Raw genomic sequence first — 19,137 nt, forward strand, 5'->3', positions numbered from 1 at the left:
CCGTGTTTGGTTAAGCACAAACACGCGCCAATATGATGAGCATACCTGTGAAGAATCTAATTATTTTTCAAAACATACCCTGCACGTTAGTGACAGGGTTTTTAGGTGCTGGCAAAACCACTGTAATTAATCAGTTACTCGCCACAAAACCTGATGACGAACGCTGGGCCCTCTTAATCAATGAGTTTGGCCGTATCGGTATTGATGGCGCACTCCTAGCCAGCTCCCAAGATAACGAGCTTGAGCAAAAAAATATCGCCATTCGTGAGGTCAGTGGTGGCTGTATTTGCTGCACCAGTCAGCTGCCCTTACAAATTGCAATCAGTCGCCTGCTCAGTGAACATCATCCGCAGCGATTACTCATTGAGCCCACAGGTTTAGCACATCCACGTGAGCTGATACTACAACTTAGTGTGCCGCATTGGCAAACTGCCCTAAAGATGAATGCTGTCATAACCGTACTGAGTGGCGAGCAGTGGCAACAGATTAAATATCGTGATCATGATGGTTATCAAGCGCATGTCCGTGATGCCGATGTGCTGATAATCAATCGTTATGTCCAATTAGATACTAGCAAAAAACAAGTCTTAGTAGAATGGATAACCACGCTAAATTCACAAGTAAAAATCATTTGGGCGGCATCAGGACTAACAGCATCTGAGACAACAGACTCATCAGATGTCCATTCATCAGATAAGTTTGTAGCAAATAAACTTGTAGCAGATGCATACTTGTCTACGTTAAACGACCAACTGAATCAGCCCAGCTCTATCATTTCGAATCAACGAAAAGTCAGTATTTCTAATCCTAAAAAATCGATGATTGGTTTACAGTCTCCAGCCAGCTCTTTAGCAACTGTACTATCATCGAGTTCATCTACCGATGAGAGCGAGGCTCAGGCCAATCCTCAGACCAGTGCTGATAGTGATCTGCCCTATCGCTACCATGAAGAGCAGCAAGATTTTCAATTGGCTGGATGGCGACTACCTGCACACTACATATTAAACGCTGACGATTTACAGAATTGGTTGTTAGCATTGCCAAGCTGGCAACGTATCAAAGGCGTGGTGCATACTTCTGATGGCTGGATGCAGATCAATTTTAACCCTGGTAGTCTAACCACCAGAACCATCGACCCACAGACTGATAGTCGATTGGAAATTATTTTGCAATTAGGCAATACTGTCGATACACATGCTGCCGATAAAGCTATAGAAAAATCAGAAACTGAGAATGATGCCAAAGCATCATCAGTATTGATAGATTGGGAAGAGTGCGATCGCGAACTGATGGCACTGGTTATATAGCAACAGACAAAAAAAGGGCGTGTCCTCATTTTAAAAATGGTGATAAAAATGAGATAAATCGCAGTCAAACAAGGAAAATAGCGCAGATAATATCGAGATATTAGTCAGCTATTTGACGACGTTTGGCAAGATTTAGCCATTTTTAACCCATTTAGATGACTATCGATTGAATTGAGGACACGCCCTAACTATTTTTTAACGCAATTGACTGTCTTTACTACCACGACGGTTAAATAGCTCAGCCGCTTTTGCTTCTTGTTCAAGCTCCGTCTGACAGCTAACGCAGTGCTGAATACCGGGCACTGCCAGTCGCCTTGCCTCTGGAATAGGCTTACCACATTCGTCACACAGCTCAGCACTTACACCTGTCGGTAACGAACGTCGCGCTCGCTCCAATGCATCATTTACCGTTGCATCCATCTGTTCGTGCTCAGCACCATCTCTCGACCAGCCACCTGCCATAATCTTATCCTATATTTTATTCATTATAATTAGACAATACAAATGTCTTTAATAACAAATAGATGGGGCTAGCTATGGTTAATTGCAACCTGCAATAGTTTGTAAAACCGTCAATAAAGAATGACGCAATCGATTTACAAACTTTGCTACTAATCTTTAGGTTGTAGCTCAATTACTTGACCGCGTACGCCAATACTTTCGTCACTCATCAGACAGACATAGCCTGCCATGATATCTTCAGGTGTTTTTAAGCTCATAGGGTTTTCACCTGGATACGCATGCGCACGCATGTTAGTGCGAGTACCACCTGGGTTGACACAATTGAAACGTAGATTAGTGGTGTTCTGAGTCTCTTGAGTAAAGATATCACTCATACCTTCTACTGCTTGTTTGGAGAGTGCATAAGCCCCCCAAAATGCGCGAGGATGTGTACCTACAGTGCTAGAGGTAAAGACAACAGACCCATGATCGGCATCTTTTAGCAGTGGTAGCAACGCTTGAGTGAGCATAAAGGTCGATGTAAAATTAACTTTCATCACTTGGGCAAAAGTATCGACGTCATACATCTCAAGCGGCGTCAGTTGTCCTAATACACCAGCATTATGCAATATGCCATCTAACTGGCCGACTTCTTTATTGATTAGCCCTTCGAGCTGCTGCATTTCAGCGTAAGTTGCCCCTTCTAAATTCATGGGCAACATAGCAGGCTGCTTACCACCAAGACTCTCAATCTCATCATAGACGTATTCAAGCTTGCTACTAGTGCGTCCTAACAATAAAACAGTGGCGCCATAACGCGCATAGGTCAATGCAGCAACACGGCCAATACCATCACCTGCTCCAGTCACCAAAATAGTCTTACCATCCAAGCAGTTACTTGACGGTACAAAGCTACGAATATCATCATGTGTCAAAGGCTGAATAGGACTTTGAACAGTTTGTTTATTGTCTTGTGGATCGACTGGTTGGTTATTATTGTCACTCATGGCATTGCTCACTACTTATCATTAAATCGTTGAGGATATGTGCTTATGGTTGTAAATCTGGTGATATGTAGCAGTCTATAAATACTCAAACTTACCAGACGATAGCAGTAATTTATTTAACTGCTCAGGCGTATCCGTAATATAATCGGCACCCCATTTTTTCAAAGACTTTTGATCTTCAGGTGGAATATATCCATAAGCGGCCAAAATCGTTGGCATGCCAGCAGCGTTGCCAGCTTCAATATCACGCATATGATCACCGACATAGATCACGCAGCCTGCCGCTCCTCGCGGGATGCCGAGTTTTTCTAGCGCCATATACATTGGCTCTGGGTCTGGTTTGGTACGTGATACATCATCTGGACAGACCAAAACCGCACAGCGTTGATCCAGTTGCATCTCACTTAATAGCTTTTCGGCTAAATAACGCGGCTTGTTGGTAACGATACCCCATGGCACACCCTTTGCTTCAAGCTCTGTTAGTACCGCTTCAAGCGCCTGAAACACGCAGCTATCGACACAGATATCTGCTTCATAATCATCTAAGAACTGCTGACGAAACTCAAGCAACGCTTCCTCGCTGACTTCGAGCTGATCATTATGTCTTAGCATCAATTGCACCATGGCTGAGGCACCCGCAGAGACTTGCTCACGGATTTCCGCTTCAGGCGGTGCCTGCCAATCGTTTTCGAGACTCATCTTACCAATGATACGAACAAAATCAGCAGCAGTATCGATTAATGTCCCATCAAGGTCAAATAAAACAGCTTTTACAAATTGGGTCATAGTGAATGCTCTTGAGATTGATGACGTGTTTAGTGAAAGTATGGCAAATAAATGGCTGCGTGCAGCATCAAGCCAGTGGCTTTTGTACGGCTATCATATAATTAACATCGACGTTTTGGGCAAGCCAGTAGCGTTTGGTCAGCGGATTATAATGCAAACCGATAATATCCTGACGAACAAATCCAGTATTGAGTGCCATTTTGTCTAATTCTGCTGGCGTAATAAATTTAGCATAGTCATGGGTGCCGCGATCAAGCAACCGCAGTACATACTCTGCACCAACGATGGCAAACAGATAAGACTTAGGATTACGATTAATCGTTGATAGTACACAGACACCGCCAGGAGCTAACAACTCATAACAAGCCTGCACAATCGAGCTAGGATCTGGCACGTGCTCTAGCATCTCCATACAAGTCACCACATCAAACTGACCAGCATGTGTTTTTGCCAACTCTTCAACGGGTATATGCTGATAACGAAGCGTATTCTCTAACTGGCTTTGCTCTGCATGTAACGCAGCAGCTTTTAGGTTCTCTGTACCTAAATCAATCCCTGTAACATCAGCATCGCGGCGTGCCATAGATTCTGACAATATTCCGCCGCCGCACCCTACATCGAGTACTTTTTTGCCAGCAAGTCCTTGCTCAGCGATTTTATTAGCAGCGTTTTGATAGCCACGTTTGACGTTTTCTTCTATCCAGTTTAAACGTAATGGATTGATCTCGTGTAGCGTTGCAAACGCCCCTGTATTGCTCCACCACTCACTCGCCAAGTTATTAAATTTTTCGACTTCGCTAGGATCTACGTTGATGGTGGTAGACTCTGTATTATTGAAAGTGCTATTGTTATTTTGATCATTTGAAGTTGATGAAGAATTTAAAGCTGAGCTCATGGTATGTTCCTTGATTGTCACTATCGTTATTATCGTTTACAGTGCACGATTATGTGCTTAATATTAGCATGAGAGTAGCAGTTTTGTCGTAAGCACATCGTCACCGATTGTGAATAGGCTCAAACTTTACCCTGTTTTTTGGGCAGTATCTTGATATAGAAAAGATACGTATCCTTGTGACAACATCGCATTCTGATACTTTTAAATCTCTTAAATCCTATATAGAAACAAATTAGACGTTTGAGAAACAGTAGGTTCAGAAAGTAACAAGCAATATACCTTAAATAATAGCTAACAGCTTTACAACTATCGGTTAAGAATGCGATTCACAAGTACATACATTTTACGTTATCATAGTCGATACTTTGCTATTGTTCGATTATACTCGACATTGTCTGGTTTAGACGCTTTAAAAGCTATATATTTTGAAGTGTCACATGTTTAACAACCATATAGACACCAACCTCTTAACCCATTCTAAGTCTCCACACCTCAAGGATAAAGTATGAAACGTGTCATCACACTGACTGGTCTAGCCATGGCCATTGGACTTGCCTCTATGGGCGCACAAGCTGCAGACTATGTCGCTGGAAAAGATTACCGTGTGCTAGACAACCCAGAGAAAATCAGCGGTGATGCTATCATTGTTCGTGAGTTCTTTTGGTATGGTTGCCCACATTGTAATGCGCTTAACCCGCATATGGAAAAATGGGCAAAAACCAAAGACAAAGATGTTGCCTTCTTCAAGACACCAGCAGCACTTAACCCTGTTTGGGAAGCCAATGCTCGCGGTTTCTATGCGGCTCAGCTTTTAGGCTTTGAAAGCAAAACTCATGACGCATTATTTGACGCTATCCATAAAGATGGTAAGAAACTGTTTGATCAAGCGTCACTAAGCAAATGGTATGCATCAAAAGGCGTTGATGAAAAGAAATTTAACAGCCTATATAACTCATTCGCTGTTGGTACAAAAATTGGTCGCTCTCAAGAAGGCGCCAAGCGTTATCAAATCACTGGTGTTCCATCTGTCGTTGTACAAGGCAAATATGTGGTAACTGGTGAAAACGCTAAAGTCGCTAAAGTTGTTGACTATTTAGTTGACAAAACTCGCGCTGAAAAGAAATAATTCGAGCCATAAGTACTTGAATAACTCACATGACGTACAGCATATCTGTATGTCGTGCATAAAAAAGCCAATCATAAATTGATTGGCTTTTTTGCATCTTAACCTCTTAGCTATACGTCTTTTAATCACTCATTATTTAATTGCTAGTCTTTCAACTAATACAATTCTAATTAATAGATTTCTAGCTTGATATATAGATGTTATTTCTTCAGCTGCGATAAAATAGCCACTTCACGTATATAGCTTGCCAAATCTGATTTAGATTCTGCTAGCAACTCATCATCTTGCATGTGTTTGGCATACTCTATCCACAATAGTAACTGATACATACTGTGGTGCTCAGAAGCTTTATATTGCTTCACAAACTGCTTGAGCGTACCTTCATCATTGATATTCAGGCGCTCGTACCAGCTCTCTATTTTTGAGACTTGTTCTTTAGGAAAAAAGGCATCAAATAGTGCCTTTATCAGCTCATGGCGATTTTCTTCAATCATCAGCTTGCCAACACGTTTGGTCTGACGGTTGCGAGCATTGGCGCTAGTAATATCAGCCAATGCCATTAGCTCCGCCATAAAATAATCACTGGCAGGTAAAGCTTTTAACTGTTTTTTCGATAAGCTAGCAAGCGGTATAGATAACTGCTGCAAGCGCTCATGGGCTTTTTTGAGTTCTGTGCGCGAAACGCGCATGTCCTGTTCTTTCCAGTCGATCATAAAAGCTTTCCAAAATAATAATTAATAAATTAAATAGTGTCTGAAATCATTACCAACGACTTTTTTCGCGGTGTTTTGCCAATACCTTCACGCCTTTAGGCATGGCCTCAGCAAGGTGGCGTTGTAGATGATCAGTGATAAAAACAGAGCGATGTTTGCCGCCCGTACAGCCTATGGCAACCGTGACCGTATGACGATTATTATGCAAAAACTCTGGTAGCCAGCGGGTCAAAAACTTATCGATATCACCCATCATTTCTGCTACTTCTGGATAATCTGAGAAGAATGCACCTACCTCAGTATCCAGACCTGTCGAGTCACGTAACTCAGGGTTCCAGTGCGGATTCGGTAAAATTCTAACATCGAATACAAAGTCAGCATCGATAGGGCTACCGTATTTAAAACCAAAAGACAGTAGATTGATGACAATCTGATTGTCCATACCTATGTGTTCACGCAAGCTATCTTTTAATTGATGAATATTTAGGCTACTGGTATCAATCCTAATATCAGCATGACCAGCAATTGGTTCTAATAGCTCAACTTCTTTTTTGATAGCAGCAGGTAAATTAAAGGCAATATGCTTAGCGTTATCACTATCAATATCTTGTGACATTAGCGGATGTACGCGTCGCGTCGCATTGAAACGAGCTATCAGCGTACTCTCTTGTGCAGTCACATATAAAATTTGTACCGCATGCGACCCATAAGTCTCCTTGAGAGAAGCATACGTTACTGCAAAGTTAGATAAATCAGCACGTGGCGTTCGAATATCGACACCCAGCGCAATACGATGAATGCCGCTTTCATTAACCAGTTTATGAGCAGCATTAGGTAACAAAGACAGCGGTAGATTATCAATAGAGTAATAGCCTAGATCTTCTAAGATATTCAATACTGAGGTTTTACCAGAGCCTGAACGCCCTGAGACCACCAATATACTGAGCTTATTCGTAGACGTCTGATCCGCTATCGTTGCTGCTGCATTACTATTTTGATCCTGACTTACACCCATGATCTACTCATCCAAGTCTATTGTATCTAGTCTACTGCTATGTCATAAAATCTAATTTACCACTACCAACTGATTGTCCAACAAACGCGCTTTTCCTAGCCACGCTGCAACTAAAATAACGATGTTTTTGTTCTCTATATTAAAGGCTTTAGAGTCACTTACGACAGAACCTAACTCCTCAGTCTTTATTTCCAGATAATCAATAATAAAACCTGCGTCACTAATACGTGTCCGCGTATCTACTAATAGCTTATCAAATGCTTGCTGACTAAGAGCCGTACTTTTCAATCGCTTCGCTAATTCTTGCAATGCTTGATGTAATACAGGGGCAACTTGACGCTCATTTGCATTTAAGTATTGATTGCGCGATGATAGCGCTAAGCCATCATTAGCACGAACAATAGGTGCGCCAATGATATTAATAGGATAACTCAAGTCACGTACCAACTGCTTAATGATAGCAAGCTGCTGATAGTCTTTTTGTCCAAATACTGCCACATCTGGTTGTACGATATTGAATAATTTAGCGACAACAATACCAACACCATCAAAGTGTCCAGGACGTGATTGACCACACAACTGATTGGCAATAGCCCCTGCCAACACAGCAGTAGGTGGTGGTAATACTGGATACATCGCATCAATGCTAGGTGCAAACACGTAATCTGCATCCACTGTCGCAAGCTTGGCCACATCTGCATCTAATGTACGCGGATAGCTGTCAAAATCTTCCCCAACGCCAAACTGAGTAGGGTTAACGAAGATACTGACCACCACTACATCTGCATGCTGTTTGGCAATTTTTACCAGCTCAAGATGACCGTCATGTAGATTACCCATCGTTGGTACTAGCGCAATGCGCTGCTGACGGACTTGTTTGTCACTTTGCTGGCCACGATAAGGCTGAAGCGCTTCACGTAGTGACGAGATATCATGATAAATAATTGGAGACATGATTACTTTTCTTCTATTCAAACGTTCTGTTGTTCAATAACTTTAATAACTTCAAAATCAGCTAAATTGGTGCTGTTCAGTCGGGAAACTACCTTCGCGTACTGACTGCTGATAGAGCGCAAAAGCACCTTCAATACTGTGTGCGCTATTGCGCTCATCGGTTAAGAAGTCATGGACAAAACGTGGGACTCGGCCATGCGCCATACCTAGCATATCGTGCATAACCAATACCTGACCATCAGTATCAGCTCCAGCACCAATACCAATAACTGGCACGGCAACAGCTTCAGTAACGGCTTTTGCAAGCGCAGCTGGAACACATTCTAATACTAGCAGTGCAGCGCCAGCGTCAACGACTGCCTTAGCATCGGCAAGTAGTTTATCAGCCGCTTCATCACCGCGACCTTGAATTTTATAACCACCAAACACGTTGACTGATTGCGGAGTCAAACCAAGATGCACACAAGTTGGTGTACCTGCTTGCGCTAAGGTTGTTACCAATTCACACAGCTCGCTACCACCTTCGATTTTTATGATATGCGCCCCTGCTTGCATTAACGTGCGGCTATTAGCAACGGCTTCTGGTAGTGTCACATAACTCATAAACGGCAGGTCAGCCAATATCAACGCGTGTTTGTTACTACGGGCAATATTGGCAGTGTGATAAGCCATATCATTGACTGTTACAGGTAGTGTCGAGTCATGGCCTTGTACAACCATGCCCAAGCTATCGCCAATTAAAATCGTATCAATTTCGGCTTTTTCCATCATTCGTGCAAACATCGAGTCATAACAGGTCAAGCAAGTGAACTTGGTACCTTCTTTTTTAAACTTATTTAGAGTAGATAATGTTGTCATATGACCCTCAATTAATCTGCAATGCCTTTGATTATCAATACTGGTACTATTCTAGCTATGATCGAGAAATCTTAGACCAATATCCCAATCACCTATTACTTATCATTAGTTATTTATAATCAATCGCTTGATAGTAATGTTAAACCTGTCCAATCACGACTTTGTGAATAGTCACTTATCGACTTACCTGCGATGGTTAAATTTGGTGCCACCTCTCGCAGTGGTATTAAGACAAAATTGCGCTCACTTAAACCAGCGTGCGGTATTGTCAGTGTTGGATCAATAATCTGTGTCTCGCCGTATAGTAAAATATCAACATCCAGACTACGTTCACCCCAACGGCGCAAACGTGCTCGCTTAGCCATGCTTTCTAAATGCTGACAAAAAGCAAGCAGCTCATAAGGGGCAAACGTTGTCTCAAAACCAGCTACTGCATTAATAAAATCCGGCTGATCTTGCGGACCCATCGGTGCTGAAGCGTAAAAAGAAGAGACACTTACCTCACGTACCTGCTCATGTGCTCGCATTACTGCAAGCGCCTGCTGCAAATGATCGGCAGGCGAACCCAGCTCATTAGCGAGGTTGCTACCCAAGCCCACATAACAGGTAACCCAGTTACTATTATCTGTACTGTTATCCATATTATACGCTTTCAGTACTAGGCTGACGGCGGCGGCGCTTCGATGGTACAGGGCCTTTGTTATCAGTTACTTTCACAGCAGGCATCTGATCATTCGTATCTTGCTTCGCTTTAGCAGCCTTTGCAGTAGTTGCTTTCACCGATTTCTTGGCTCTCGCAGGTGCAGCAGTTTTTGTAGTGTCTTTGCTATCTACTGCCTTGCTAGCTGCTACCTTTACACTTTTAGTATCGCTTTTATCAGTCGATTCCATTGCAGGTTTAGGCGCTTTTTTCACATACTTCGCTGCTGGCTGTGCTTTGCCATTACTGCCCTTCGCATCTCTATTGCTTTGTGCTTCAATGTTGCTCGCACTATCTACAGTAGGTTGACGACGGCGACGCTTATGCGGGATCGGCTCGTTATTCATACTGACTAGCGCAGGTGATCTTGCGATCGAGCGAACTGGTCTAGCCTGACTAGCTGACGCTTGAGCTTCTGGTTGGTTAGTATTAGACGGCTGAACGTTATCTGAGCGTTCAGACTTAACCGCTTGCTTTGGAGCTTCTTGATTGGTTGATACTGGCTTTCGCACAGGTGCTTTGCTGCGCTTCGATGTATCATCAGCTGACAGTTGCTTCTGCAATGGTGGCACTACGTTCTCGTGCTCGATAACAAATAATGGCTTAGGCTTGGCCTGCTGGCTTGCCGATTGCTTGTTACTAGCAAGGGACAACTGCTGTAGCTGAGCAAGCTCGTTATTGTCTTGCTCTACTTGCTGCACGTTATGTCTACCACTGTCAGTGCGACCGGCTTTAGATTGACTTGCAGCGCGGCGGCGACGGGCTGGAATATTTGACGAATCATTTACCATCGTTTGATTATTTCTACCTTTTTCAGCACGGTCATCGGCTTTATTTTGCTTTGTACTGTTCTGATTAGGTGTTGCGTTATCAGTAGTCTGTGTTTTTGATTCTTGACGATTACGTCCGCGACCACGTTGCCCTTTTTTATAAGCACCTCGGCGAATATTTTCGTCAAATTCATCAATCGCTTGCTGCTGCTCTTGTTCAGATAAGGTTTGATACGTCTGCCACCAGTCACCCATATCGTTGGTTGACTCTGATAGCGGATGCTCAGCATCGCCGCATTGCTCACGCAACAACAAAAAGTCAAAGCCAGCACGGAAACGCGGATGCTCAGATAGCTGAACGATTTGTTTGCTACGCGGGGCTGCAAGTTTTGGCTGCAATATCCAGATATCTCGAATGAATTGCTCAGCAAATTTAGGAATAGCGGTTTTGATACGCTGACGGTCAATGACTTTACCAGCAGCATGCATTTGCGCTTCGGCAAACGGCATATTACGTTTCTTGGCTTTTGCTAATTGATGTAGGTAATTTTCCCACAGTAAGGCAGCATAGAAGAACGCAGGGTTGATACTCTTGCCCGCTGCAATACGCTTATCGGTATTGATAGCTACCTGATTGACTAAAGCACTTGGCTCAGACGGTGGATAGATAATGAGACTATCAATCGCACCTGATTCAAACAGTAATGGCAACAGGGGTACTAGATAGCCACCAGTAAACATTTTTTGCGTTTCATCATAGAGACGATGCGGTGATATTTGCTCAAGCAGCGCCCAGTTCCCATCATTGAATTGAGCGGACAACGCTTCATCAAACTCAAAACCTAACTTGGCTTTGAAACGTAAGGCACGTAACAAGCGCACAGGATCTTCTTCGATACGTACTGGCGCATTGCCCAATAGACGAATGATTCTGTTGTCAATATCATCAAGCGCGCCGCAGAAATCATGAACGATGCCTTTGAGCGGTTGATAATAAAGCGCATTAATAGAGAAGTCGCGACGGGAGAAATCTTGTTGGATATCGCCCCAAACATTGTCGCGCAGAATCATACCATCTTGATTGGTATTGGCATCACTGGTTGGTGGACCACGGAAAGTAGCAACTTCAATCAACTCGCGACCTGAATACACATGCGCTAACTGGAAGCGGCGACCGATAATGCGACAGCGCTTGCCAAAGACATCTTTAATCTCATGTGGCTTGGCATCGGTGACAGCATCAAAGTCTTTCGGCCGCAGACCTAATAAAGTATCGCGCACACCACCACCAACGATATACGCATCAAACCCAGCACGGGTCAATGTGGCAATCACTTCAGTAATGGAATTGGGTAATTCAGATTTGTTCAGTTCTAACTGCTTGGCGGCACGCTCGGCCATGCATCTACTCCTCGCCGGTATTCTTTAACTACCCCTGAATAACACAGCGTTTATCAGGCGGATGTACCCGCTAGTTTAACAAATTTTGGACCTACTGGGGGTGTTATGACATTTACTTACATGCTATTTTGTCAATATTGGGGTTAATTAATGCAAAACACCGCCATTAATCACGCACGCTTAAACGTCTTTGGTTTTTCTCGACTGTTTTTGCGCCGATACCTTTCACTTTTGCTAACTCGTCCACTGTCTTAAAATCGCCAAACATATCTCGATATAAAATTATCGCCTGAGCTTTACTGCTGCCGATACCATCTAACGAAACCAGCTCACCTTCATTAGCTCGATTGATATTGATAACTTTCTGCTCACGCGCTTGTGTAACAGCTTTTTCTTTCGCGATCAAATACTCATAAGCACGCTGAGGTTCGTCAAAACAAGGATCTGCGTTGGCGTTATTGAGTGCGACCACAGACAATAGGAGACTAAAAGCGGTGGTCGTCAGTAAACTGGCAAATGAGAACTTATAATGAGCGTTCATGTTGTTTCGCCGCTTCCCACAGTGCATCCATTTCTATTATATCGCTGTCTTCAATACGCTTGCCAGCGAGTTCTAGCTGCTCCTCAATATAACCAAAGCGAGATTTAAACTTGTGCACACAGGTTAAGGTAGCCGCTTCTGCATCCAAATTTAATTTGCGTGCGACATTGACCAGTGCAAACATACAGTCGCCTAATTCCTTTTCGACTTCTCTGATGTTAGCTTTAACCTCAGTTGTAGACTTATCTGTTAGCTCATGCTTTAGCTCAGCAATCTCTTCGTCTAGCTTATCTACGGCACCTGCAATACCTTCCCAATCAAAACCCAACTTTGACGCTTGCTTTTGTACATCTTGCGCCTGCATCAAGGCACTACCCGCCTTAACCTGATCTAAGCGACGTTTTGATTTACCACGTGCTTCGCGCGCTTGCTGTTCCTCGAGCTTGATTTCGTCCCAGCGTACTTTTACTGCCGCATCGTCTTTGAGCGTTTCGGCTTCAAACACATGTGGATGTCGGCGAACCAGCTTCTCTTGTAAGGTTGTAATAACATCACTCATATCAAAGCGCCCTTGCTCCGCATACATCTGACAATGAAACACCACTTGCAGCAGCACATCACCAAGCTCACCTTTGATGTCCTCATCATCCTCGCTTTGTACCGCTTCGCCTAGCTCGTAAGCCTCTTCAATGGCGTACGGAATAAGGCTATGATTGGTTTGCTTTTTGTCCCACGGACAGTCTGCCCTTAGTCGTGCCATCAACGCTAACAAATCATCAAGCTGGCCAGTAGCGTCTGGAGTTCCTTGTACTGGTACAGGCACGGTAACTTTATTGTCTGAAATACTCATAAGGGCGGCTCTTATCGTTTTATGTGTTGTTTGCTGATTCGTCTAATAGTTAGTGTATCATTGAACACAGCTTGGCTTATAATTGTGCTACTAACCTCTTCATTTTACCACTGCTCATGCGCGAGGAACTTTATCATTATGTCCACTTCTGCGACCACCAACTATCAACCAGCTGCGACATTCGACCCTATTACTATCAGCTCATTCAAAGCCTATGACATTCGGGGTGAGCTTGGGGTCAATCTCGATGAAGAGATTGCCTACCGTATCGGGCGCGCGTTTGCACAGATTTTGTATCAGCGTTATCAGGTAGCGGCTCAAACTCAAGCCGATGATGTAGCAACTCTAAAACCTGCTATCGTTATCGGTAGTGATATTCGCCACTCTAGTGAGCAGTTAAAACAAGCCGCTATCAAAGGCATCGTTGATGCAGGCGTTGATGTTATTGATTTGGGCATGAGTGGTACTGAAGAAGTATATTTTGCTACCAGTCACTATCAGGCGTTAGGTGGTATCGAAGTGACTGCCAGTCATAACCCTATCAATTATAATGGCCTAAAACTGGTTAAAGAACATTCAAAACCAATCAGCGCTGATGATGGTTTGGCAGAGATTCAAGCACTGGCAGAATCTGGGCAGTTCACTACGGATAATCAATCAGGCAAATTACAGTTATTGACGGATAAAAGCGCGTACATCGATCATGTTATGACTTTTATCGATACTGATAAACTAAAAGCACTTAAACTGGTCGTTAATTCAGGCAATGGTAGTGCAGGTCCTGTGGTCGATTTATTAGTTGATAAATTAGCACAAGCAGATGCACCAATTGAAGTGATTAAATTGCATCATACACCAGATGGTAGCTTCCCTAATGGCATCCCCAATCCAATGTTTGAAGCTAATAGAGTGGCTACCCAGCAAGCCGTTTTGGAAAATAACGCGGATCTTGGCATTGCCTTTGATGGTGACTTTGATCGCTGCTTCCTATTCGATGAACGTGGCGAATTTATCGATGGTAGCTATATCGTCGGTATGCTCGCTCAAGCTTTTTTAAACAAATACCCGAGTGAATCAATCGTCTATGATCCACGAGTGATTTATAACACCGAAGCAGTGGTAGAAGAACATAATGGTAGGGCTGTCATTAGTAAATCTGGACACTCATTTATCAAGCAAGTCATGCGGGACTCAGGTGCTGTATATGGCGGTGAAATGTCTGCACATCACTATTTCCGCGACTTCTTCTATTGCGACAGTGGTATGATTCCATGGTTATTGACCATCGAACTGTTGTCTATCACCGGTAAAACACTATCCGAATTGGTAACAGGCTATATTGCCGCCTATCCTAGCTCAGGCGAATTAAACTTTCGTCTTACAACTCATGATGCACCGGCTATCATCAGTGCAATTGAAGCCAAATTCAGCAATGAGCAACCAGTTAAATCAACACTTGATGGTTTAAGTCTGAATTTCGGTGACTGGCGCTTCAATCTACGTGCCTCGAATACCGAGCCACTTATCAGATTGAATATCGAAAGTCGCGGCGACCAACCCTTACTGGCTACTAAAACTCAAGAGATTCAGCAATGGTTAGCAACACAAGGTGCCGTACCAGCATAAAGTGATTAACCCAGTAAAAATCATTCTGATTGTCAGTCTAAAAAGGCTCGCTAATGAGTGTTAGCGAGCCTTTTTTCTATACACAGAAAACCTTAAACCAAACTATTTAGTTCGACCAATACCCATATAGTCACCTACTAAGCTATTAATTTGCGAGCGTGTCAGGGCATTTTGCGCATCAAATACTGGCATGACTTGCTGATTGATTTTGGCGATATCTAATTGATCTCGTGGTGACCAACTAATGATGAAAATAGCATGGGTATCGCAAAGCTGTTGATAAGGACTAGCAATCAGCTCAAGCAAGGGTTGTTGCTGATAAAGCTCAGCAAGCTCGTGCTGTGCCTTATCACTATAAACCAGTGTGCGAATATTATAAGACCACAGTAATGCTAATAACGGATGGATAGCTGAGCCAGCAGTACGTCCTGAGCCTGATTTATAACTACCGCCCCAAATCATGACTGTTTTATTATCAATAAAACCATCAAAATATTGCCAAAATTTACGGAATATCAGCTCTTTTTGATCTTCATTGATATGCACGATAGATTGTAATAGAGGCATATCCAAACTGTGTGTACGGCTTGATTGTTGTAATTTAGCCAGCTCAGTAGGCAAAGTATTACCACCGAATCCCCACCCTGCTTTTAGATAACTACTGCCTACCCGCTCATCCAATCCCATAATGCGACTGACTTGACTGATATCGACATTTTGACTATCAGCCAAACGTGACATCTCATTCATAAAGCTTACTCTGGTTGCTAGCATCGCCATGATGCTGCTACGGGCAAACTCTATCGTTGCGATATCAGCATAATGGGTAGCGCGTGCATGCTGCATTAAAGGCTTTAACACATTTAAGTGCTGGCTGCTACTCGCTGTTTTTTCACCCAGTAACCATAACGAAGGATTCAACATCGAGCTATACGCATCGCCATCTTGTAAGAATACAAATGGCACGTAATAGACCCAAGCACGCTGTAAGCGGTGAGCCAATCCTTCTACATGACCCAATTGCTCAATGCCGCTCATAATCACAGGGATTGCCTGCTGATAGCTGTGATTAAACGCGGTTATCCAACTGTCTTTTGTCCACACAGGTTTAATATTGTCTAAAAATAACCAATAAAGCGTCACCGTATTTTGAGCATCAGTTTCGTTATGACTAGCTGCTTCATAGCCTTTTATTAGCATATCGGCACTAGCCGGTAATTCCTTACTGGTAATGACCTGCTGCTGCTCATACATTTGCCATAGGGCTTGCAGATGATGCTCAAAACCATACTGTTGTATCTGCTGCGTCAGTAGCATCTTGTCTGCGTAAAGATGCACACGCTGACCGAGACTTGCCAGCACCACTGCACTAGTAATCGCCTCTATACTGTGACCAATAAGCACACAAACTGTAGAATCAGTTAATTGGTTTGGTTTAGATTCATTATTGTATTTATTCATATGGCTACCATCTAAAGGCGTCTGCATGAGCGTGCTTTCCTATATTATTGACGTATCAATACTACTAAGACATCTGCTTAATACGCTGTAGTAATTGGTCAGTAGACGTATCGAATAGACCTTGAGAGTCCGTCTGGATATGCTGCATGGCATGGTGTACCGAGTCTGCCATTTGCTTGCCCATCTCGACGCCCCATTGATCAAACGGATTGATATCCCAGATACTGGCCATGACATAGACCTTATGCTCGTAGAGCGCTATCAATGCTCCTAAGCTATGCGGCGTCAGCTCATCAATCAGTAATGTGGTTGACGGTTGGTTACCACGGTAGTACTTATATTTGTCTGCTTCGGAAACTGCCTGTGGATCGACCAGATCTGTCACAGCAGCATTGCCAAATGCCAATACTCGACTTTGCGCCAGACAATTTGCTAAAGACAATTCGTGCTGTTGTTGCAATGAGGAGTTTCGCGCCTCATCACCGTAGCGACGTACACAAGCGATAAAGTCACAGGAAACCTGCTGCGTGCCTTGGTGTAGCAGCTGATAGAATGCATGTTGTGCATTTGAGCCAATTTCACCCCATAGAATCGGACACGTATCATAGTCGATATGATCCCCATTTCGAGTAACAGACTTACCATTACTCTCCATCTCTAGCTGGGTAAGATAGCTGGGTAGATAGCCTAGCCTACCATCATAAGGCAATACGGTATGCGCATTTACTTGTAAAAAAGTACTGTTCCAAACAGCCAGTAAGCCTAGCAATACTGGTAAGTTATCAGCAAAGTCCGCCTGTGCAAAATGCTCATCCATACTATGAGCACCGCTTAATAAAGCCTTAAAGCCATTCATACCGATACGAATAGCAATGGCAAGGCCAATTGCTGACCATAGAGAAAAGCGACCGCCTACCCACTCCCAAAGCTGCAACTGATGCTCAGGATGAATTCCCCAAGCCCTCATTTTTTCACTATTGGCTGAGATGCCGATAAAGTGTCGACGCAATACACTATCTTCTGTGCCTGCACGGAGTTTTGCCGTCGCAAGTAGCCAAGATAATGCCGTCTTAGCATTCGATAAGGTGTCAACCGTACCAAAGGATTTGGAAGAGATAATAAATAATGTGGTCTCAGGATTTAAATGCTTGAGCAAATTATCAAGCTGCGTACCGTCCATATTGGAGACAAAATGCACCTCAATACTGGTATCTGCCCATTCGTCGAGCGCTGTAGTCGCCATGAGTGGGCCAAGATCAGAACCGCCAACCCCAATATTGACAACATCTGTAATTGCCTTGCCCGAAAACCCGCGCCATGTACCATTGCGCACGCGCTCAGATAGGCGTGCTACTTGTGACAAACTATGATGTACATCAGCGACGATATTTTGTCCATTGACTTGTAATGTCGCTGTCTCTGGCAATCGTAATGCTGTGTGCAATGCAGCACGCTGCTCGCTGGTATTTACCATCGCCCCTTGCAGTAATGAATCAATACGAGCATCCAGCTCACAACTATCGGCCAAACTCAGTAAGTTAGACAATACTGTCTGATCGATACGCTGCTTACTAAAGTCCATATACAGCGCACCAGCCTGCACACTGAAATGCTTGGCGCGCTTATCATCTTGCGCAAATAACTGTGCAAGCGACCACGGATGCTTTGCAAGCGTTTGTAGTTGCTGCCAGTATTTAGAATGTCGAGCACTGCTATAGGCCTTGTCGCTTCTTATCTCATTCATCAGCTACTCATCATCTGCTAATTGCTGCTCGGCAAAGTAGATGAACGCCTGCATATACGAGCGCATATCGCCTGCATCGTAGCTATTGCCGCGCATAGTTGTGACATGGACACCATATTCACTAATGAGCGCATCAATCGCATCTGTCAGCTGAATCTCACCGCCGACAGATGCTTTAGTATTGGCTAAGTAATCAAAGATATGGTTACTAAATACATAGCGCCCTACCACAGCCAGATTTGAAGGAGCATCAGCTAAATTGGGCTTTTCTACAAAACCAGCCACTTTAAAGCTAGCATTAATATTTATTTCTTCATCAATCTCATTAGTATTGCTGAGTTTTTCATCTAGTTGAGCGATACCATACTTATGTACGTCTTCATCCGCTACTTGATCAACCAATATCTGTGAATGACCATCTGTAGCAAAGGCATCTAACATAAAGGCCAAATTGTCAGCTGACATATCAGTGGTAAATGGATCGAGTACGACATCAGGCAATAATACGGCAAAGTCATGCTCACCAATGATTGGACGCGCTGCCAGTACCGCATGACCCAAACCTAACGCTTTACCTTGGCGTATCATCGATACTGTTACGTCTTCTGGCAACCAGTTTAAGCTATCAGCCAGCTCATCTTTGCCCTTATGGCGCAATTGATTGTCCAATTCGGCATTGATATCAAAATAGTTTTCAATCGCGCTCTTTTGCGCATGACCGACCAAGACAATATGCTTGATACCAGCAGCAATGGCCTCTTCGACCACATAATGAATAGCAGGACGATTGCCAAGCGGTAACAACTCTTTTGGCACAGATTTTGACAATGGCAACATACGAGTACCAAAGCCTGCGACAGGAATAACGGCGTGAGTGATTTTTTTCATATAAATAAGACTGTTTCAAAAGTTAAGTGAGAATAAGGTAGTAGATAAACGATG

General features: G+C 43.5%; 18 protein-coding genes. 3 read left to right on the plus strand and 15 right to left on the minus strand.

Annotated features, from left to right (window positions below):
* Positions 1-32 precede the first annotated feature (32 nt).
* A complete protein-coding gene (locus ACTXGF_RS26465; RefSeq protein ID WP_443533212.1) occupies positions 33-1,307 on the plus strand; it encodes a CobW family GTP-binding protein in 1,275 nt (424 codons plus the stop codon).
* Positions 1,308-1,502: 195 nt separating this feature from the next.
* On the opposite strand, the gene ACTXGF_RS26470 is transcribed toward ACTXGF_RS26465, so the two are convergent.
* From ACTXGF_RS26470 to ubiG, 4 genes are all read right to left on the minus strand, one after another.
* The gene (locus ACTXGF_RS26470) at positions 1,503-1,769 is read right to left on the minus strand and encodes a DksA/TraR family C4-type zinc finger protein (protein ID WP_101204603.1); all 267 of its coding nucleotides are present in this window, start codon (positions 1,767-1,769) and stop codon (positions 1,503-1,505) included.
* Between the two features lie 149 nt (positions 1,770-1,918).
* Complete coding sequence (locus ACTXGF_RS26475) at positions 1,919-2,755, minus strand: YciK family oxidoreductase (RefSeq protein ID WP_443533211.1); 837 nt, start codon at positions 2,753-2,755, stop codon at positions 1,919-1,921.
* 75 nt (positions 2,756-2,830) lie between these two features.
* On the minus strand, positions 2,831-3,541 hold the full coding sequence (locus ACTXGF_RS26480) for an HAD family hydrolase (protein ID WP_443533209.1): 711 nt from the start codon (positions 3,539-3,541) through the stop codon (positions 2,831-2,833).
* Between the two features lie 67 nt (positions 3,542-3,608).
* A complete protein-coding gene (ubiG, locus tag ACTXGF_RS26485; protein ID WP_443533207.1) occupies positions 3,609-4,436 on the minus strand; it encodes a bifunctional 2-polyprenyl-6-hydroxyphenol methylase/3-demethylubiquinol 3-O-methyltransferase UbiG in 828 nt (275 codons plus the stop codon).
* Positions 4,437-4,941: 505 nt separating this feature from the next.
* Here ubiG and ACTXGF_RS26490 point away from each other — a divergent pair.
* On the plus strand, positions 4,942-5,562 hold the full coding sequence (locus ACTXGF_RS26490) for a thiol:disulfide interchange protein DsbA/DsbL (RefSeq protein ID WP_057757933.1): 621 nt from the start codon (positions 4,942-4,944) through the stop codon (positions 5,560-5,562).
* A gap of 200 nt (positions 5,563-5,762) precedes the next feature.
* Here ACTXGF_RS26490 and yjgA read toward each other — a convergent pair whose 3' ends face one another.
* The 8 genes from yjgA to mazG form a co-directional block, all read right to left on the minus strand.
* Positions 5,763-6,275, minus strand: coding sequence for a ribosome biogenesis factor YjgA (gene yjgA, locus ACTXGF_RS26495; RefSeq protein WP_443533205.1), 513 nt, complete (start codon positions 6,273-6,275; stop codon positions 5,763-5,765).
* 49 nt (positions 6,276-6,324) lie between these two features.
* Entirely contained in the window at positions 6,325-7,290 is a 966-nt protein-coding gene (rapZ, locus tag ACTXGF_RS26500; protein ID WP_427621240.1) for an RNase adapter RapZ, read from the minus strand.
* Between the two features lie 51 nt (positions 7,291-7,341).
* Positions 7,342-8,244, minus strand: coding sequence for a pantoate--beta-alanine ligase (panC, locus tag ACTXGF_RS26505; RefSeq protein WP_443533204.1), 903 nt, complete (start codon positions 8,242-8,244; stop codon positions 7,342-7,344).
* Between the two features lie 57 nt (positions 8,245-8,301).
* Entirely contained in the window at positions 8,302-9,102 is an 801-nt protein-coding gene (gene panB / locus ACTXGF_RS26510) for a 3-methyl-2-oxobutanoate hydroxymethyltransferase (protein WP_443533202.1), read from the minus strand.
* Between the two features lie 119 nt (positions 9,103-9,221).
* Positions 9,222-9,743, minus strand: coding sequence for a 2-amino-4-hydroxy-6-hydroxymethyldihydropteridine diphosphokinase (gene folK, locus ACTXGF_RS26515; protein WP_443533200.1), 522 nt, complete (start codon positions 9,741-9,743; stop codon positions 9,222-9,224).
* Position 9,744: 1 nt separating this feature from the next.
* Entirely contained in the window at positions 9,745-11,973 is a 2,229-nt protein-coding gene (gene pcnB / locus ACTXGF_RS26520; RefSeq protein WP_443533198.1) for a polynucleotide adenylyltransferase PcnB, read from the minus strand.
* A 166-nt stretch (positions 11,974-12,139) separates the two neighbouring features.
* Complete coding sequence (locus ACTXGF_RS26525) at positions 12,140-12,514, minus strand: ComEA family DNA-binding protein (RefSeq protein ID WP_443533196.1); 375 nt, start codon at positions 12,512-12,514, stop codon at positions 12,140-12,142.
* A complete protein-coding gene (gene mazG, locus ACTXGF_RS26530; RefSeq protein WP_443533194.1) occupies positions 12,498-13,364 on the minus strand; it encodes a nucleoside triphosphate pyrophosphohydrolase in 867 nt (288 codons plus the stop codon). The genes ACTXGF_RS26525 and mazG overlap by 17 nt, the downstream gene beginning before the upstream one ends.
* A 138-nt stretch (positions 13,365-13,502) precedes the next feature.
* Between mazG and ACTXGF_RS26535 the strand changes: the two genes are divergently transcribed.
* Positions 13,503-14,990: a phosphohexomutase domain-containing protein gene (locus ACTXGF_RS26535; RefSeq protein ID WP_443533192.1), complete on the plus strand. Its 1,488-nt coding sequence runs from the start codon at positions 13,503-13,505 to the stop codon at positions 14,988-14,990.
* Between the two features lie 102 nt (positions 14,991-15,092).
* Here ACTXGF_RS26535 and ACTXGF_RS26540 read toward each other — a convergent pair whose 3' ends face one another.
* From ACTXGF_RS26540 to ACTXGF_RS26550, 3 genes are all read right to left on the minus strand, one after another.
* Entirely contained in the window at positions 15,093-16,451 is a 1,359-nt protein-coding gene (locus ACTXGF_RS26540) for a UDP-glucose/GDP-mannose dehydrogenase family protein (protein ID WP_443533607.1), read from the minus strand.
* Positions 16,452-16,515: 64 nt separating this feature from the next.
* Positions 16,516-18,195, minus strand: a complete 1,680-nt coding sequence (gene pgi / locus ACTXGF_RS26545) for a glucose-6-phosphate isomerase (RefSeq protein WP_443533191.1) — start codon at positions 18,193-18,195, stop codon at positions 16,516-16,518.
* A gap of 3 nt (positions 18,196-18,198) precedes the next feature.
* The gene (locus tag ACTXGF_RS26550) at positions 18,199-19,083 is read right to left on the minus strand and encodes a UTP--glucose-1-phosphate uridylyltransferase (protein ID WP_443533189.1); all 885 of its coding nucleotides are present in this window, start codon (positions 19,081-19,083) and stop codon (positions 18,199-18,201) included.
* Between the last annotated feature and the right edge of the window lie 54 nt (positions 19,084-19,137).

It is taken from the genome of Psychrobacter sp. 1Y6 (assembly GCF_052258385.2).
In the GTDB taxonomy this organism is placed as follows: domain Bacteria; phylum Pseudomonadota; class Gammaproteobacteria; order Pseudomonadales; family Moraxellaceae; genus Psychrobacter.

Bases quoted from the DNA above. Each gene is read 5' to 3' on its own strand.
- ACTXGF_RS26465 (WP_443533212.1), top strand. From the start codon at position 33: ATGATGAGCATACCTGTGAAGAATCTAATTATTTTTCAAAACATACCC.
- ACTXGF_RS26470 (WP_101204603.1), bottom strand. From the start codon at position 1,769: ATGGCAGGTGGCTGGTCGAGAGATGGTGCTGAGCACGAACAGATGGAT.
- ACTXGF_RS26475 (WP_443533211.1), bottom strand. From the start codon at position 2,755: ATGAGTGACAATAATAACCAACCAGTCGATCCACAAGACAATAAACAA.
- ACTXGF_RS26480 (WP_443533209.1), bottom strand. From the start codon at position 3,541: ATGACCCAATTTGTAAAAGCTGTTTTATTTGACCTTGATGGGACATTA.
- ubiG (WP_443533207.1), bottom strand. From the start codon at position 4,436: ATGAGCTCAGCTTTAAATTCTTCATCAACTTCAAATGATCAAAATAAC.
- ACTXGF_RS26490 (WP_057757933.1), top strand. From the start codon at position 4,942: ATGAAACGTGTCATCACACTGACTGGTCTAGCCATGGCCATTGGACTT.
- yjgA (WP_443533205.1), bottom strand. From the start codon at position 6,275: ATGATCGACTGGAAAGAACAGGACATGCGCGTTTCGCGCACAGAACTC.
- rapZ (WP_427621240.1), bottom strand. From the start codon at position 7,290: ATGGGTGTAAGTCAGGATCAAAATAGTAATGCAGCAGCAACGATAGCG.
- panC (WP_443533204.1), bottom strand. From the start codon at position 8,244: ATGTCTCCAATTATTTATCATGATATCTCGTCACTACGTGAAGCGCTT.
- panB (WP_443533202.1), bottom strand. From the start codon at position 9,102: ATGACAACATTATCTACTCTAAATAAGTTTAAAAAAGAAGGTACCAAG.
- folK (WP_443533200.1), bottom strand. From the start codon at position 9,743: ATGGATAACAGTACAGATAATAGTAACTGGGTTACCTGTTATGTGGGC.
- pcnB (WP_443533198.1), bottom strand. From the start codon at position 11,973: ATGGCCGAGCGTGCCGCCAAGCAGTTAGAACTGAACAAATCTGAATTA.
- ACTXGF_RS26525 (WP_443533196.1), bottom strand. From the start codon at position 12,514: ATGAACGCTCATTATAAGTTCTCATTTGCCAGTTTACTGACGACCACC.
- mazG (WP_443533194.1), bottom strand. From the start codon at position 13,364: ATGAGTATTTCAGACAATAAAGTTACCGTGCCTGTACCAGTACAAGGA.
- ACTXGF_RS26535 (WP_443533192.1), top strand. From the start codon at position 13,503: ATGTCCACTTCTGCGACCACCAACTATCAACCAGCTGCGACATTCGAC.
- ACTXGF_RS26540 (WP_443533607.1), bottom strand. From the start codon at position 16,451: ATGAATAAATACAATAATGAATCTAAACCAAACCAATTAACTGATTCT.
- pgi (WP_443533191.1), bottom strand. From the start codon at position 18,195: ATGAATGAGATAAGAAGCGACAAGGCCTATAGCAGTGCTCGACATTCT.
- ACTXGF_RS26550 (WP_443533189.1), bottom strand. From the start codon at position 19,083: ATGAAAAAAATCACTCACGCCGTTATTCCTGTCGCAGGCTTTGGTACT.